The 16,320-nt window shown below is 70.3% G+C and carries 11 protein-coding genes; 6 read left to right on the top strand and 5 right to left on the bottom strand.

Annotation, left to right across the window (positions count from 1 at the left end; translation table 11 throughout):
* The first annotated feature begins 546 nt into the window (after nt 1-546).
* From ACIBTS_RS04885 to galE, 5 genes are all read left to right on the top strand, one after another.
* The gene (locus ACIBTS_RS04885; protein WP_319671813.1) at nt 547-1,662 is read left to right on the top strand and encodes a DegT/DnrJ/EryC1/StrS family aminotransferase; all 1,116 of its coding nucleotides are present in this window, start codon (nt 547-549) and stop codon (nt 1,660-1,662) included.
* Nucleotides 1,659-2,684: a Gfo/Idh/MocA family protein gene (locus ACIBTS_RS04890; RefSeq protein WP_399316654.1), complete on the top strand. Its 1,026-nt coding sequence runs from the start codon at nt 1,659-1,661 to the stop codon at nt 2,682-2,684. The genes ACIBTS_RS04885 and ACIBTS_RS04890 overlap by 4 nt, the downstream gene beginning before the upstream one ends.
* 110 nt (nt 2,685-2,794) lie before the next feature.
* Nucleotides 2,795-4,501: a glycosyltransferase family 2 protein gene (locus tag ACIBTS_RS04895; protein WP_399316655.1), complete on the top strand. Its 1,707-nt coding sequence runs from the start codon at nt 2,795-2,797 to the stop codon at nt 4,499-4,501.
* A 9-nt stretch (nt 4,502-4,510) separates the two neighbouring features.
* Complete coding sequence (locus tag ACIBTS_RS04900; RefSeq protein ID WP_079662289.1) at nt 4,511-5,794, top strand: nucleotide sugar dehydrogenase; 1,284 nt, start codon at nt 4,511-4,513, stop codon at nt 5,792-5,794.
* A gap of 75 nt (nt 5,795-5,869) precedes the next feature.
* Nucleotides 5,870-6,838, top strand: a complete 969-nt coding sequence (gene galE / locus ACIBTS_RS04905) for a UDP-glucose 4-epimerase GalE (RefSeq protein WP_319336634.1) — start codon at nt 5,870-5,872, stop codon at nt 6,836-6,838.
* Between the two features lie 93 nt (nt 6,839-6,931).
* Here galE and ACIBTS_RS04910 read toward each other — a convergent pair whose 3' ends face one another.
* The 5 genes from ACIBTS_RS04910 to ACIBTS_RS04930 form a co-directional block, all read right to left on the bottom strand.
* Nucleotides 6,932-9,076 (bottom strand): glycosyltransferase family 1 protein, encoded by a 2,145-nt coding sequence (locus ACIBTS_RS04910; RefSeq protein WP_399316658.1) that lies wholly within the window; start codon nt 9,074-9,076, stop codon nt 6,932-6,934.
* Complete coding sequence (locus ACIBTS_RS04915; RefSeq protein WP_399317176.1) at nt 9,073-10,317, bottom strand: glycosyltransferase; 1,245 nt, start codon at nt 10,315-10,317, stop codon at nt 9,073-9,075. The genes ACIBTS_RS04910 and ACIBTS_RS04915 overlap by 4 nt, the downstream gene beginning before the upstream one ends.
* 200 nt (nt 10,318-10,517) lie before the next feature.
* Nucleotides 10,518-11,621 (bottom strand): non-hydrolyzing UDP-N-acetylglucosamine 2-epimerase, encoded by a 1,104-nt coding sequence (gene wecB / locus ACIBTS_RS04920; protein ID WP_399316659.1) that lies wholly within the window; start codon nt 11,619-11,621, stop codon nt 10,518-10,520.
* Between the two features lie 331 nt (nt 11,622-11,952).
* Nucleotides 11,953-12,555: an acyltransferase gene (locus ACIBTS_RS04925; protein WP_334579894.1), complete on the bottom strand. Its 603-nt coding sequence runs from the start codon at nt 12,553-12,555 to the stop codon at nt 11,953-11,955.
* Nucleotides 12,556-12,649: 94 nt separating this feature from the next.
* A complete protein-coding gene (locus tag ACIBTS_RS04930) occupies nt 12,650-14,287 on the bottom strand; it encodes a D-glucuronyl C5-epimerase family protein (protein WP_399316661.1) in 1,638 nt (545 codons plus the stop codon).
* A gap of 576 nt (nt 14,288-14,863) precedes the next feature.
* Between ACIBTS_RS04930 and ACIBTS_RS04935 the strand changes: the two genes are divergently transcribed.
* A complete protein-coding gene (locus ACIBTS_RS04935) occupies nt 14,864-16,282 on the top strand; it encodes a VCBS repeat-containing protein (RefSeq protein WP_399316662.1) in 1,419 nt (472 codons plus the stop codon).
* The last annotated feature ends 38 nt before the right edge of the window (nt 16,283-16,320 follow it).

The raw sequence follows: 16,320 nt of genomic DNA on the forward strand, positions 1-16,320 counted from the left end.
GTCGTGGGGGGGGGGGGGGGGCCCGCCCCGCGGCCCGGCCCCCCCGCCCCCCCCCCGCGCGCCGCCCGCGGCCCCGCCCACCCCCAACCCGGGGCGCGCGCCGCCCCCCCCCCCCCCCCCCCCCCCCCCCCCCCCCCCCCCCCCCCGGTGCCGTAACCGCCCCGACATGCCCGCGTCGCCCTGAGTTCATGGGAGAGTTACTCTGTGTCTCGCTTGTGAGGGAGGGCACCCGCGCGGTGGGTTCCGCTGTGATAACCCTGGGGAAAATCGCCGTCTCCGGGCTGGTAACGTGCACTCTGGTCCCGGTGGCCAAAGACATGCACACCGTGACCACAGCCGATGAGCGCATCCGGTCTTCCAGCCGGACACGGCTGACTTCCCGCAAGGAACCCGCACGGGGCGGGGCCCTGTGTACAAAGCCGTCCGCCCGCCCACAGGCACCGGCGGACAACCAGGGATGCGGCCGTGCTGCACTTCGACACGGTCCCTTCCCGACCATGCATGACGTGGTGCGCCTTCGAGGTCGCCGTAGAGGAGGGGATGTCGATGACCGACGCCCATGAGTTCATTCCGGCCGCCAAACCCGTGATCGGCGAGGAGGAGATCGACGCCGCGGTGCGCGTGCTGCGCAGCGGCATGGTCGTCCAGGGGCCAGAGGTGGCCGCCTTCGAGGAGGAGTTCTCGGACGTGGTCGGCGGACGCCACTGCGTCGCGGTCAACTCCGGTACCTCCGCGCTGCACCTGGCGCTGCTCGCCCTCGGTCTCGGCCCGGGCGACGAGGTCATCGTGCCGTCGTTCTCCTTCGCCGCCTCCGCCAACGCGGTGCGGCTGGTCGGCGCCGACGTGGTCTTCGCCGACATCGACCCGCAGACGTACTGCCTGGACCCGGCCGCGGTCGAGGCGGCCCTGTCGCCGCGCACCGCCGCGATCATGCCAGTCCACCTGTACGGGCACCCGGCCGCCATGGACAAGATCATGGCGATCGCCGAGCAGCACGGCCTCGCCGTCGTCGAGGACGCCTGCCAGGCCCACGCGGCCGCCCTGAACGGCACCCCGGTCGGCGCCTTCGGCGCCGTCGGCACGTTCAGCTTCTACCCGACGAAGAACATGCACAGCCTCGAGGGCGGCATGATCTCCACCGGGGACGCGGAGACCGCCCGCACCCTGCGCCTGCTGCGCAACCAGGGCATGGAGAAGCGCTACGCCAACGAGATCGTCGGCGCCAACGTGCGCATGACGGACGTCTCCGCCGCCATCGGCCGCGTCCAGCGCCGCAAGCTGGACGGCTGGACCGAGCAGCGCATCGCCAACGCCACGTACCTCACCGAGCACATCACCGCGCCGAACGTGATCACGCCGAAGCTCGCCGAGGGCGCCCGGCACATCTACCACCAGTACACGGTGCGTATCCAGGGTGACCGCGACGCCGCCATGGCCAAGCTGACCGAGGCCGGCATCGGCAACGCCGTGTACTACCCGACGCCCATCCACCGGCTGAAGCCGTACTGGGAGCCGGACCAGAAGGCGGGTCGCACCTGGGACCTGCCCGAGACGGACCGCGCGGCCGCCGAGGTCGTGTCGCTGCCCGTCCACCCGGCCCTGTCGGCGCAGGACCTGGAGCGCATCGTCACCGCCGTCAATGCTCTGGGGGAGCAGCTGTGAGCACCGGGAAGTCGCTGCGAGCGGGTCTCGTCGGCCTCGGTTCCATGGGGCGTCACCACGCCCGCGTCCTGGCGGGTCTGGACGGCGTCGAGCTCGTCGCCGTCGTCGACCCGATGGGCGACAAGTTCGGCGCAGCCCAGGGCGTGCCGATTCTGGACACCGTCGAGGAGCTCATCGCCCTCGGTGTGGACTACGCCGTCGTGGCCTGTCCCACGCACCTGCACGAGGAGGTCGGCCTGGCGCTCGCCGAGGCCGGCGTCTGCGCGCTGATCGAGAAGCCGGTCGCGGAGACCGTGCAGGGCGCCCGTCGCCTCGTCGAGGCGTTCGAGTCGCGCTCGCTGGTGGCCGGCGTCGGTCACATCGAGCGCTGCAACCCGGCGCTGATGTCGCTGCGCGCGCGGCTGGAGGCCGGCGAGCTCGGCGACGTCTACCAGGTCGTCACCCGCCGCCAGGGCCCGTTCCCGCACCGCATCGCGGACGTCGGCGTGGTCAAGGACCTCGCCACGCACGACATCGACCTCACCGGCTGGGTCACCGGCCGCCAGTACGTGTCCATCGCCGCGCACACCGTCTCCAAGAGCGGCCGCGAGCACGAGGACATGGTCTCCGCGGTGGGCCGGCTCGACGACGACACCATGGTCAACCACCTGGTGAACTGGCTGAGCCCGCTCAAGGAGCGGTTCACCTCGGTCACCGGTGAGCGCGGCTGCTTCATCGCCGACACCCTCACCGCCGACCTCACGTTCCACTCCAACGCCGCGGTGACCACCGAGTGGGAGGCCCTGCGGGCCTTCCGCGGTGTCTCCGAGGGCGACATGATCCGGTACGCCATCCCCAAGCGTGAGCCGCTGCAGGTCGAGCACGAGCTGTTCCGGGACGCGGTGCTCGGCAAGCCCGCCGACATCTGCACCCTGCGCCAGGGCATGCGCACCGTCGAGGTGGCCGCCGCGGTGCTCGAGTCGGCGACCACGGGTAACAGCGTGTCCCTTCAGCCGGAGGACCTGGCCGCAGATGGCAGCTGAGCATCACACATCGGGGGAACGGTGCGTGCTCGGCGGGACTCCTATGTTCTGTGAGACTTTCCCCGCAGGACCCAGCCGGCCGTCGGCTGTCGGAGACCAGGAGCCGGAGAATGAGTGCTGCGCCTGACGTCAGCGTCATCGTTGCCGTCTACAACACGATGCCGTACCTGACCGAGTGCCTGAACTCGCTGGTCGGGCAGAGCATCGGCCGGGAGCGGCTGGAGATCGTCGCCGTCGACGACGGCTCCACCGACGACAGCGGGCCCGAGCTGGACCGTTTCGCGGCGTTGTACCCGGACATCGTCAAGGTGATCCACCAGCCCAACTCCGGCGGCCCCGCCGCGCCCAGCAACCGGGCGCTGGAGGTGGCCACCGGCCGGTACGTGTACTTCATCGGCTCCGACGACTACCTCGGCGAGGAAGCCCTGGAGCGCATGGTGAAGTGCGCCGACAAGCACGGCTCGGACGTGGTGGTCGGCAAGATGGTCGGCACCAACGGCCGCTACGTGCACCAGGCGCTGTACAAGGAGAGCGACCCGGACGTCAGCCTGTACGACTCCGCGCTGCCCTTCACCCTGGCCAACACCAAGCTGTTCCGCCGGGACCTGGTCGAGAAGTACAAGCTGCGCTTCCCCGAGCACCTGCCGGTGGGCAGCGACCAGCCGTTCACCATCGAGGCGTGCGTGCGCGCGAAGAAGATCTCGGTGGTGGCCGACTACACCTGCTACTACGCGGTCAAGCGGGGCGACGCCAGCAACATCACCTACCGCGCCGACCATCTGGCGCGGCTGCGGGCCACGGCCGAGATCATGGACTTCACGGCCGGTCTCATCGAGGCGGGCCCCGAGCGCGACCACGTGCTGCGCCGGCACTTCACCTGGGAGCTCGCCAAGCTCGTCCAGGACGACTTCCCCGACCTGGAGCGCGAGGTGCAGAGCCAGCTCTGCGCGGGCATCGCGCGGCTCGCCGACGTCTACTTCACCGACGGCATCCGTGACGCGATGGACGTCAAGCGGCGGGTGCGCATCGCGCTGGCGCAGGCCGGCGCGATCGACGAGCTCGTCGAGGCGATCAGCTCGGAGCTGGACGACGGGGCGCCCACGTTCGTCGTGGAGGGCGGCCGCGCCCACGCCCGCTACCCCGGCTTCCGTGACCCGCGCATCGGCCTGGCCGACCGGGTCTTCGAGGTGCTCGACGAGTCGGTGGCCGCCCCGCTCGCGAAGGGCACCCGGCTGCTGACCTCGGCCTGGGAGCAGCAGGGCGAGGCGCTCACCTACGCGGTGTCCGTGCGGGTGCAGGTCGTCGGCGACGTCGACGGCGCGGCGCTGCGGCTGGCGGGGAAGGCCATGCCGAAGTCGGCGGACAAGCCCGGGGCGCGCCGGCTGAAGGCGGACCACGGACTGCCCGCGCCGGTGGGCGAGATACGGTCGGAGCCCGGAGCGGACGGCGCCGGCACGGTGCTGCACGCCCGGGTTCCGCTGGACCACGTCACCGCCAAGCGGGGCGTGCGGGTATACCTGGACGTGGCCGGCGCCACGTACGAGGTCCCCGTGCGGGGCCAGGATCTGCCCATGCCGCTGGCCCGCCAGTGGGGCCGGGAGGGGGACCCCTACCGGGCGTCGGCCATCGTGAACGACAAGGGGCGGGTCGTGATCGACACGGCCCAGATGCATCCGCCGAAGAGGACCCTGGTCCTGCGGGCGCTGGCAGCTCCCGTCGAGAAGTTGAAGTCCCTGGCCGTCCGCGTGCGAGCGGTCGGCGTCAGAAAGTTGAAGTCCGCCGGTTTCAAGAAGCCGACCGGTTCCAAAAGGAAGTAGCGACCCTCCATGAACATCTGTGTAGTAGCACTCGGCAAAATTGGCCTCCCGCTGGCCGTGCAGTTCGCCTCCAAGGGCCACCGGGTCATCGGCGCGGACGTCAACGAGAAGGTCGTCGAGCTGGTCAACGCCGGCGTCGAGCCGTTCCCCGGTGAGCACGACCTGGACGTCAAGCTGAAGCAGGCCGTCGACGCCGGGCTGCTGAGCGCGACCACGGACACCGCGTCCGCGGTCGCCGAGTCCGAGGCCGTCGTCGTGGTCGTCCCGCTGTTCGTGGACGCCGAGGGCACACCGGACTTCGGCTGGATGGACTCCGCGACGAAGGCGATCGCCCAGGGCCTCAAGCCCGGCACCCTCGTCTCGTACGAGACCACGCTGCCGGTCGGCACCACCCGCACCCGCTGGGCGCCGATGCTCGCCGAGGGCTCGGGTCTGACCGCCGGCGAGGACTTCCACCTGGTGTTCTCCCCGGAGCGCGTCCTGACCGGCCGGGTCTTCGCCGACCTGCGCCGCTACCCCAAGCTGGTGGGCGGCATCGACGAGGCGTCGACGGCCCGCGGTGTGGAGTTCTACGAGCAGGTCCTCGACTTCGACGAGCGCGCCGACCTGCCGCAGGCCAACGGCGTGTGGGACCTGGGCACCGCCGAGGCCTCCGAGCTCGCCAAGCTGGCCGAGACGACCTACCGGGACGTCAACATCGGTCTGGCGAACCAGTTCGCGCGCTTCGCCGACCAGAACGACATCGACGTCAAGAAGGTCATCGAGGCCTGCAACTCGCAGCCCTACAGCCACATCCACCAGCCGGGCATCGCCGTCGGCGGCCACTGCATCCCGATCTACCCGCGGATGTACCTGTGGAACGACCCGGCGGCGACCGTCGTGCGCTCCGCCCGTGAGGCGAACGCCGCGATGCCCGAGTACGCGGTCGACCTGCTGGCCGCCGCCTACGGCGACCTGACCGGCGTGGGCGTGCTCGTGCTGGGCGCCGCCTACCGCGGTGGAGTGAAGGAGACGGCCTTCTCGGGTGTTTTCCCGACCGTCGAGGCCCTCAAGGCGCGTGGCGCGGTCCCGTTCGTCTCGGACCCGATGTACACCGATGAGGAGCTCGCCGCGCACGGTCTGACCCCGCACGCCGGCGAGAAGGTCACCGCGGCGATCCTGCAGGCCGACCACGCCGAGTACCGCACGCTGACCCCGGCCGACCTGCCGGACGTCACCGTCCTGGTCGACGGTCGCCGTACCACGGACCCGGAGGCCTGGAAGGGCGTCCGCCGCGTCGTCATCGGCGGCTGAGGCGCAGTCACGAGAACAACCCCGTGGCCCCGCCCCCGTATCCCGGGGCGGGGCCCTGGTGCAGAAAGGTTTCCCATGACCTGGCTGATCACGGGCGGTGCCGGTTTCATCGGCTCGCATGTGGTGAAGGCGATGACCGACGCAGGTGAGCGGGTCGTCGTCCTCGACGACCTGAGCACGGGCCGCGCCGAGCGGCTCCCGGACGGCGTCGTGCTGGAGGTCGGCACGGTCCTCGACGGCGACGTCGTGGCGCGGGTGCTGCGCGAGCACGCCGTGACCGGCATCGTGCACATCGCGGGCAAGAAGCAGGTGGCCGAGTCCGTGGACCGGCCGCTGTACTACTACCGCGAGAACGTCGAGGGCATGCGGGTGCTGCTCGAGGCGGCCGTCGCCGCGGGGATCGGCCGGTTCCTGTTCTCCTCGTCCGCCGCCGTGTACGGCATGCCGGACGTCGACCTCGTCACCGAGAAGACGCCCTGCGCGCCCATCAACCCCTACGGCGAGACCAAGCTCGCCGGCGAGTGGCTGGTCGCGGCGGCCGGCGCCCGGCACGGCATCGCGACGGCCTCGCTGCGCTACTTCAACGTGGCGGGCGCGGCCACGCCCGAACTGGGCGACGACGGCGTCTTCAACCTCGTCCCGATGGTCTTCGAACGCCTCGACGCGGGGGAGGCGCCGCGGATCTTCGGCGCCGACTACCCGACGCCCGACGGTACCTGCGTCCGCGACTACATCCACGTCGAGGACATCGCCTCCGCGCACGTCGCCGCCGTGCGCCGGCTGGCCGCCGACCCCGAGACCCGGCTGGTCCTCAACATCGGCCGCGGCGAGGGCGTTTCGGTGACCGAGATGATCGACGTCATCCGGGACGTCACCGGCCGCACGGACGCCGAGCCGAGCGTGACCGGCCGCCGCCCCGGCGACCCGGCCCGGGTCGTGGCCTCCGCCGACCTCATCCGCGAGGAACTCGGCTGGAGCGCACGGCACGGCGTACGGGAGATGGTGGAGTCGGCGTGGGCGGGGTGGCGACTGCGGCACCCGTAGCCGCCGCTGCCGCAGACGCCAGGAAACAAGCGAGGAAGGGCCCCCGGGATGTTCCCGGGGGCCCTTCCTCGTACAACCGGTCGCTGATCGTCGTCAGTTGTCCTCGATGAACAGCTTCTCGAAGTGCTTCTGCACCACGGGCCAGTCCCACACCGTCAGCGCGTGCTCGGTGGCGAGCTTGCCCGCACCGCGCCAGGACTCCTCCGTGGCCGTGACCTTCAGGATCCGCTCGGCCGCCTCGGCGGGCGAGGACACGACCCAGCCCTCGGGGTAGAGGGTGCGGGCGCTGTTGGGCTTGCCCGCGTAGAACGGCCAGTCGCGGACGACGGGGACGGCGCCGCTGGCCGCGCCCTCCATCAGACCGACGTGGCAGCCCTCACGCACCGACGAGCTGAGGATCGTACCGATCTCGACGAGCTTGGACGGGACGTCGTCCGTCGGGCCGAGCCGGACCACCGCGCCGGACTCCTCCAGCGGGGCCAGCAGCTCCTCGAACTCGTTCAGGTACAGCCGGGTGGCCTGGCTGGTCTTCGGGTCCATGTCGCCGCCGACCAGCAGCAGCCGGTAGCGCTCGTCGTGCTTGCGGACCCGCTCCAGGACGTCCAAAGCCCACTTGGGGTCCTTGGCGACCTGGCTGATGCCGACCAGACCGAGGTTGAAGCGGGCCTCGGCCGGCTTCGTCCGGTTGAAGCCCGACAGGTCCATGGCGTTGTCGATGAGGTGGAACTTCGGAGCGTGCTCGCCGCGCAGCATCGGCACGAGCGTCGCGGTGAGGTCCTTCACGTGCGGGGCGACGAAGATCAGATCGTCGATCCGGGAGAAGTCCGTCATGTGCGGCCAGCGCGTGAACGCCTCGTAGCTGTGCAGGCGCACCACGATCCGGGTGTCGCCCGGGTCGATCGAGGTGAGCATGCCGGCCGGGCCCGCCGCCCACTCCAGGAAGACGGTGTCGGCCCAGTCGAGGTGCGGGCGCATCAGACGCTCGACCTCTTCCTGGTAGTCGCTCGTGCCGTCGGCCAGCCGGTCCTTGAGCATGCGCGGGGCCGCCCAGGAGATCCGCTTCAGGTGCTTGTTCGCCGCCAGGTCGAGGTACCGCAGCTCGACGCCGGGGTGGTCGGCGAAGTGCTCCTTGATCAGGTGCAGGAAGTTGTCGTTGGCGCTCGTCGTCACCAGCAGCCGCAGCGGGCGGTCGGTGGGGGCGGCCGCGGCCGGCACCTTGCGGCCGCGGGGGCGGCTCAGCGCCTGGAACGCCTTGGAGCGGTGCAGCGGGGCCACGAAGCCCTCGGCGTCCTTGGCCAGCGGCGACGACAGCTGGTCGATGTGCAGCACCCGGTGGAAGTGCAGGAACAGGGCGCGGTTGATCGCCTCGGCCGAGTCGTCGGTGCTGCCCTTGGCGAAGAGCGAGTCGGCGTTCGCGAGCTGGGCCGTGACCGCCTTGCCCAGGTACCGGGGGCTGATGCCCTTCCTCAGCTCCTGCATGCAGCCCTCGTAGTAGAGGTCCGCCCGCATCTGGAGGTCGGGGATCTTCGCGGCGGCGTCCGCCAGGGTGAGCGCGGCGCCGCTGGTGCGGCCCGCCCACTGCATGCCCTCGGCGACATACCGTGAGGTCGCGGCCCGCACCCTGACGGGCATGCCGGGCGCGGTCACCGCCGAGCGCCACAGCCGGGCGCCGACGCCGGACCGCATCAGCGGCCGCGGGGTCGCCGTCCGCACGATCTGCGCGGGCAGCTGGTCGACCTTGCGCTTCATGCCACGGGTCACCGCGTGCAGCGGCGGCAGGACCGAGGAGCGGCGCTCCGTGACGCCGCCCTGCGCCTGCAGTTCCTCGACGGCCTTCAGCGCGGGCGCGAGACCGAACTTGGCCGCCGCGGTGCGGTTGTACTCGGCGAGCCGCCACACCGTGTACACGGTCGCCACGTCCAGGGCGACGAGCACATCGGCCTTGCGGCCGTGCGAGCGCAGCCACCGGTCGCTTTTGATCTGCGTCCAGTTGCGCAGGCCGCGCGGGGCCTTGCCGAGCCGGCGGCGGACCGCCTGGCTGCGGTGCTTCAGGGTGCGCGGCAGCTGGTGCGTACTGGCGAGCCCGACCTTGGCGAGTTCCTCGGGGAGACCCTCGGCCTCCAGGTCGAACATGCCCGCCAGGTGCACGCGCGCGCCCTGGGCGTTGAACTTGCGCACCGCGTCGGCGAGCACGCCGAGCTGCGGCCGTACGTACGCCACGAGCAGGACTTCGGTCACTTGGCGAGCTCCTCGACAAGGTTCTTGACGGCGACGGACATCAGCGCCTCACGAGTGAACTGGTCGGCGTGGGCCATCGCCTCGGCGTGCTCCTCGTCGGTCGTCTCCACCGCCATGTGGGCGGCCTTGATGAACGACTCGGTCAGGCCCGCCTCGTCGATGCCGGGGGCGCCCGTCCACAGCGGGTGACCTCGCAGCACGTTGGAGGCGTCGTGCTCGGCGGCGTGCGCCGACACGATCGGCAGGCCGGTCGCCATGTACTCGTACACCTTGCCCGAGGTGACGTACCGGCCGCCGATGAGGATCAGCACCATCGCGTCCCAGCCGGCGTAGATCGAGGAGACCTCGGCCTTGGCGGCGGGACCGCCGAAGACGACGCCGTCGGCCTCGGCCTCCTTGAAGACCTCGGCGTGCCGGTTCGCACCGCGGGTGGCGCCGTTGCCGAGGTGGCCGCGCAGCTCGAAGCGCGCGTTCGCCAGCAGCGGTTCCTTCTCCCGGGCGGCCCGCCAGGCGTTCAGCACCGTCTCCAGGTGCGGCACGGTGAAGTTGACCGTGCCGAGGTAGCCGAAGACCAGACCGGCGCCGGGGTCCGGGTTGTGCGCCCGGCCCGGCGAGCTGTCGGCGTCGTAGCCGTTGCGCACGACGTGCACCCGGCTCGCGAACTCGGGGTAGCGCTTGCGGTAATGCTCGGCGATCGGGTCGTTGACGACCCACAGGGACACCGCGTGGTCGAGGATCTTCTGCTCCCACAGACCCTCCGCCGAGTCGCGGGCGAAGGCCTCGACGCCGTCGATGACGTCGATGGACCAGCCGTCGCGGAAGTCCACCGCGTACGGCACCTTCGCGTCCTCCCACAGCTTCCAGGCCGCGGCGAGGTTCACGTACGGCACGCAGGAGGCGAGCAGCAGGTCCGCCGGGTGCTCCTTGTGGATGCGCAGCACGGCCTGCTCCAGGTCGCCGCGCCACTCACCGAAGTTGGGCTCCGGGAACGTCTCGGTCTGGCGGCGGCGCAGCTTGGCGACCCAGCCGTTGGGGTCCAGGGCACGCGCCTCGTCGAAGAGGCGGATGTCCGTCTCGAGGTCCTCGCGGGCCAGCGGCAGTTCGACGATCTTCACCTGGGGGTCGACCTGCTCCAGCAGGGAGAGGTCGATGCCCGAGTCGAGTTCCCAGGACTCCCGGGCGATGTTGACGACCGTGACGTCCCAGCCCGCCTTCACGAACTGGTTGGCGGTCTCCCGCATCCGGTACGTGGAGCTCTTGGCGGCCGGCGGGAAGCCGATGGCGAGGTAGATGACGTGCGGTCGCTTGCCTTCCGCAGGCGGCCCGGACGGGGGAGACGATGACATAGCGGTTGACGCTAGCACGCTGACATGCACGGACCGTGGCGCGCGCAGGGCCGCCCGAAGGCGGCCGTGGACGGCCCCGGTTCCGCTGCTTCATGTCATGCGGGCCGGCTGCCCCCCTTCCATTCCTCCATGAGACGGACGACGTTCTGCGCCGCGCGGCCGTCGCCGTACGGCGTGCCGGGGTCGTCGGTCGGCACGGCACGGGTCACGGTCTCGGCCCACTCCTGGGGCGACAGCGTGTGCGGGTCGGGTACAAGGACGTTCCAGCCGGTGTTCACGGTTTCCACCCACTCCGTCTCCGGGCGGATCGTGGTGCAGATGCGCTCCAGCAGGAACGCCTCCTTCTGCAGACCGCCGGAGTCCGTGACCACGCCGACCGAGGCCAGCACGGCGGCGACCAGGCTCGCGTACGGCAGCGGGCGGCCGACGTGCAGGTTGCCCTGGGACAGGTCGATGCCGTGCTCCTCGGCGCGGGCGACCAGCCGCGGGTGGGCGGCGAGCGCCACCGGCACCGGCAGCTTGGCGAGCGAGTCGACGATCGCGGCGAGCCGCTCGGGGTCGTCGGTGTTGTCCGGGCGGTGCAGGGTCGCCAGCAGGAACGGCTTCGCCGGGTCGATGCCCTCGGGCAGCTCCGGCGCGGCGAACTCGCCGGCCCGGACCTGGTCGCGGATGCGCAGGCAGATGTCGACCATCACGTCGCCGGCCAGGCGGGTGCGGTCGGCGAGGCCCTCGCTCGCGAGGTGGCGCACGGCCTCCTCGGTGGGCGCGAGCAGCAGGTCGGCGCTGTGGTCGGTGAGGACGCGGTTGTGCTCCTCCGGCATCCGCCGGTTGAAGGAGCGCAGGCCCGCCTCCAGGTGCGCCACGGGCAGGTGCATCTTCACCGCGGACAGCGCGCCGGCGATGGTGGAGTTGGTGTCGCCGTAGACGAGCACCCAGTCGGGTCGCTCACGCTCGAGGACCGGGTCGAGCGCGGAGAGGACGGCGCCGGTCTGCACGCCGTGGCTGCCGGAGCCGACGCCGAGGTGGACGTCGGGGTCGGGGATGCCGAGTCCCGAGAAGAAGACGTCGGAGAGGTCGGCGTCGTAGTGCTGCCCGGTGTGCACGATGACGTGCTCGTGCTCGGTCTCGGCGAACGCCGCCGCGATGGGCGCGAGCTTCACCAACTGAGGACGGGCACCGACGATGCTGATGACTTTCACAGAGCACTCTTCTTCTGGGGGGCGGGCTTGTGAGCTTCTGGACTGTGGGGCGACTGAGCAAAAGAAACGGGCAAGGAAATGGTAGGCAGAGCGTTGGACGCACCAGGTCCGTGGTGGGTTGCCCCGCGGTGAGGGAGTCGTGTCCATGCCGTGGTCAGGCCGTGGTCAGAACACGGCTTTCGGGCTTCGACTCGCTCGCATAACGATTTCGTGAATCTTACGTTTACGCGGGTGGAAACCGGGTCAACTCGGGCGGCTACCGGGGCTACTGCCGGGGCGGCTACCGGGGCGGCCGCCGAGGTGACTACGGAGGTGACTACGGAGATAGCCCCTACAGGGCGCGCTCGACGAGAGCCCCGTCCTTCTCCTCATACAGGGAACCGGTCTGCGGGCACTCCCACACCCCCGGCTCGCCGTCCCGTTCGACCAGCCGCACACCGGCGTGCCCGACCCATCCGACGCGACGGGCCGGAACACCCACGACCAGCGCGAAGTCCGGCACGTCCTTGGTGACGACGGCCCCCGCGGCGACCATCGCCCAACGGCCGATGGTGATCGGCGCGACACACACCGAGCGCGCCCCGATGGACGCCCCGTCGGCGATCTTCACACCGACGGCCTCCCAGTCGCCGCCCCGCTTCTGCTTGCCCTCGGGATCCACGGAGCGCGGGTTGTGGTCGTTGGTGAGGACCACGGCGGGGCCGATGAAGACGCCGTCACCGAGCTCGGCCGGCTCGTAGACGAGCGCGTAGTTCTGCAGCTTGCAGTTGTCGCCCATCCGCACACCGGACCCGACGTACGCCCCACGCCCGACCACACAGCCCGCACCGAGCCGCGCGCCCTCCCGGATCTGCGCGAGGTCCCACACACTGCTGCCGTCGCCGATCTCCGCACTGGCGTCGACCTGGGCGCTGGGCTGGACCCTGTAGTTCACTTCTCCGCCTTCCGGTGTCTGGCTACGCCTGGCGAGCATACGGGGAGGGGCCGCCCGCACGACGCGGGCGGCCCCTGCCTGCAGACCGGTGCGATCAGTGTCCGTCGGTGGTGACCTGGGTGGCCGGAATCCAGTACCCGGCGAGCTCCTCCGAGGCGATCCGCACCATGGTCCGCCCGTTGACGACCGCCCTGCGGTCGAACTGGAGGGTGTGCGCCTCGGAGTACTTCAGCGTCTTGAGCGTGCCGGCCACGCCGTTGGTGCCGTAGTCGATCGCCTCGACGGAGGTGTTCGCCGCGATGGTGAGGGTGCGGGCCACCCGGTAGCTGACGGTGATGTGCTCACCGCGCAGGAATACCTTCGGGTAGGACTCGCCGACCCAGTAGCCCTTGTACGCTCCGGCGCTGATCCGGTACCAGATGCCCGCGCCCTGGATGCGCCGGCGCACGTCGATCGGCGCCTGCGTGGCCCGCGCGAAGACGACCTTCTTCGAGCTGAGGATCTTGTCCGCCCTGGCCTTGTCCCAGCTGCCGTCGGCGTCGGTGTCGAGCTTGTACAGGGTGTGCGTGCCGGCGGCGATGGCGATCGCCGAGCCCGACTTCACGCCCGGCGGGACGTCCTCGATCAGCATGTCCAACTGGTGTGCGAAGACTGTGCTGTTGGTGTGCCAGTGCAGTTGCTGCCACAGCGCGATGTGGTGGTGGTGATACGTGTGCGCCGGGATCCGGTGCGTCTGGCAGTAGTACGAGAACCAGCGCGGGTTGCGCAGCAGCGTGAAGTACCGGGAGATCGTCGTGCAGGCGCCGTCGTACAGCTGGGCGGCGAGCTCGTTGCCGGTCAGCCGGAAGTAGTCCCAGATGCCGAACATGGCGAAGATCATGCCGTTGTAGGTGTAGTCGCCCGTGCCGGGAGTCTTGAACGGGTACTCCTGGATCCAGAGGTAGCCCGCCTTGTCCTTGTTCACCACCCACGGGTTGTTGTTGTCGGCGCGCAGCAGTGAGGCGAAGGCGCCGTCGGCGGCCGACTTGTACCGGGCGCGCTCCTCCGCGCTGAGCCCGTCCTCCAGTGCGGCGAGCTGGGCGAAGAGGCTGATCGACTCGCCCTGGGCCATGCCGGAGTACCAGGGCGCCTTGTAGACGACACCGCTGTGCTCGGCGTGGGTGAAGTCGAAGGGGTACGGGAAGTACCAGGCGCCGCGGGTCTCGACGCGCTTGGCGATCAGCCGGTCGGCCTGGGCCTTGGCGCGCTGGAGGAACACGGCCTTGCGGGTCGGGTCGTTCTCGACGCGGTAGCTGGTGAGGCAGCCGAGGCCGAACTGGATCTGCCCCACGGGGTGGTCGTAGGACTTCCCGCTCTCCGTGTACTTCATGTACACGCCGTCGGCGTTGAGGTGGTAGGTCCCCGCGGAGAGGTTCGCGTTCGCCCAGGTCGTGGGCCGGTTGCGCCACGGCCGCAGGGCCTCCGGCAGATCCGGGACGATCTGGTAGCCGGCCTTCTTGAACTCGAACGGCAGAGTGGTCGGGACGTCGGTCTCGGTCGGCGTGCCGCCCGTGTACGGGATGCGCGTGCCGGGACTCGGCGCGCTGACGCTGCCGCCCTCTAACGGGTCCGGCAGCGGCGGCACGGGGAGCGTCTCCCCGCCTGTGCCGGACGGCAGGCTCAGCGCGATCGACCGCGGCATGTTGACGAACGGGTCGGTCGGCGTGGGTGACTCGAAGACACCGGTGGCCATCGCGGTGACGGCGCCGCCCCCCACGGCCGCCGCCCCCGCGGCAGTGCCCCCGGCCAGTCGTATGAACCGTCTCCGGCCGTATTCGGCACGCCTCTTTCCAGCCATAACTCTGGTCCCCCCCAAGGGTGTTGAACAGCAGTGATCATTCAGATGATCTTGTTTGGCGGTGTTGTGGATCGTATGTGAAACCTGTGGGTTTCCGTGCGGGTCAAGAGAAGTTCAACCGAAGGTGTGGGACGGGGTGTTGGGGCATAACGGTGCGTTGCGGGATGTTCGGCGAGGGGTGAGGGTGTTCTGTGATGGAAACGTGACCTGTCGAATGTGTCGGTGCCGGATATATGCGCATGGTGCGAAATCAAAAGCCGGTAAAGGATCGAGGTCGTTTAACTGACCGTTCGGGGGCGGTGACTTTTGGTGTTCGGGGCGGGGATGGGCTTGAGGGCTGATCGGGGGGCTGGTCGGGGGACCGGTAGGCGACGTAGAGCTGCAGGTGTCATATCGGCGGCACTTCTCATGTCAGGTGCATGCGGAATTGGTCCTTCGACTTCCGCGTACGCGGCCGGATGCACCGGCGGAGTGGACTCCGACTTCAACGGCGACGGCGTACGCGACACGGCGATAGCGGACCCGCAGGCGACGGTGTCGGGCCAGGAGGGCGCGGGCGCGATCCAGATCGTCCTCGGCGGCGGCAAGGGCGTGACGACCCTCTCCCAGGACACCCCGAACGTCTCCGACGCCGCCGAGGCAGGCGACCAGTTCGGCTTCTCGCTCGCCGTGTACGACGCCAACCTCGACGGCTGCAGTGACATCGCTGTCGGAATGCCGTACGAGGACATCGCGTCGGTCCAGGACGCCGGTCTCGTGCAGCTCATCTACGGCTCGCCGGCCGGCATCGGCCAGGGAACCACGGGTTCGCTCGGCTTCCGCCAGGGAGCCGACGGCAACATGGCCGACGCCTACGAGGCCGAGGACTGGGTGGGCTACTCGGTCGCCGGCGGTGTGTCGTCCACCGGTGTGCCGTTCCTCGTCATCGGGGTCCCGGGGGAGGACAGCTCGGGGCTCACGGACATGGGGCTCGCGGCGTACGCGTACGGGGTTACTCCGGCTGTGACTTCGTTCCACCAGAACAGCCCCGGGATGTGGGAGGACGCGGAGGCGTACGACCGCTTCGGCGCCTCGGTCGCCGCCACGGGCCGGTACTTCGTGGTCGGCGCCCCCGGCGAGAGCATCGGGACGGTCGCCTTCGCGGGCGGCATTCAGGCACTCCAGCCGTCGCTCAACACGGACGGCGTCCCGAATCCGCTCTACGGCATGGGGCAGGGCCGTACGGGAACGTCCAACGCTGCGGCACAGACGGACGACCGGTACGGCTCCGCCCTTGCGATGGCTCCCTACCGTCCGTCGGGAGCGACCACCGCCACTGACTCCATCCTCGCTGTAGGGGTGCCGGGGGAGGACCTCGACACCACGGTCGACGCCGGGGCGGTGCACGTCTACCACATGAAGGCGGACGGCACGGTCGTCCTGCTCAACTGGATCGACCAGAACACCGAAGGCGTCGAGGAGAAGGCCGAACCCGGTGACTTTTTCGGCCAGCAGCTCGCTGCCGTGAACACCACGACCAATGCGGTGGGTACGGCGACCACGATGCGCCTCGCTGTGGGCGTGCCCGGCGAGGAATCGACGCAGGAGGCTCCGGAGGCGGGCGGTGTCCAGATCTTTCCGCTGATCGGAGCGCCTGGAGCGTCGGACGCCTGGATCGAGCCCGGCAGCGGCATCCCTTCCGGTCCCGCGGCCCGGACGTACGCGGGGATCAGCCTCGGTGCCAGTCCGTCGCTGCTGTACGTGGGCCTGCCGTACGGCCCGGTCGACGGGCGGGCGGTGCACGGCTTCCCGTGGAATGCGGCCTCGGGCGGTGCTCCGACGCAGACGTGGAAGCCCGGTGAGGGCGGTATTCCCGCGGGTGGCGTCGCCTTCGGGGCGGCGGTCCGATGAGTCCTCGTCGACCACGCGCCGCCCATCCGAAAGGGCCT

Source organism: Streptomyces sp. NPDC050121 (genome assembly GCF_044460385.1).
GTDB classification, from domain to species: domain Bacteria; phylum Actinomycetota; class Actinomycetes; order Streptomycetales; family Streptomycetaceae; genus Streptomyces; species Streptomyces soliscabiei.

Excerpts from the sequence above, each read along its gene's own strand:
- ACIBTS_RS04915 (WP_399317176.1), bottom strand. The coding sequence starts at position 10,317 with ATGCGGGAGACCGCCAACCAGTTCGTGAAGGCGGGCTGGGACGTCACG.
- ACIBTS_RS04895 (WP_399316655.1), top strand. The coding sequence starts at position 2,795 with ATGAGTGCTGCGCCTGACGTCAGCGTCATCGTTGCCGTCTACAACACG.
- ACIBTS_RS04885 (WP_319671813.1), top strand. The coding sequence starts at position 547 with ATGACCGACGCCCATGAGTTCATTCCGGCCGCCAAACCCGTGATCGGC.
- ACIBTS_RS04930 (WP_399316661.1), bottom strand. The coding sequence starts at position 14,287 with ATGGCCACCGGTGTCTTCGAGTCACCCACGCCGACCGACCCGTTCGTC.
- ACIBTS_RS04900 (WP_079662289.1), top strand. The coding sequence starts at position 4,511 with ATGAACATCTGTGTAGTAGCACTCGGCAAAATTGGCCTCCCGCTGGCC.
- galE (WP_319336634.1), top strand. The coding sequence starts at position 5,870 with ATGACCTGGCTGATCACGGGCGGTGCCGGTTTCATCGGCTCGCATGTG.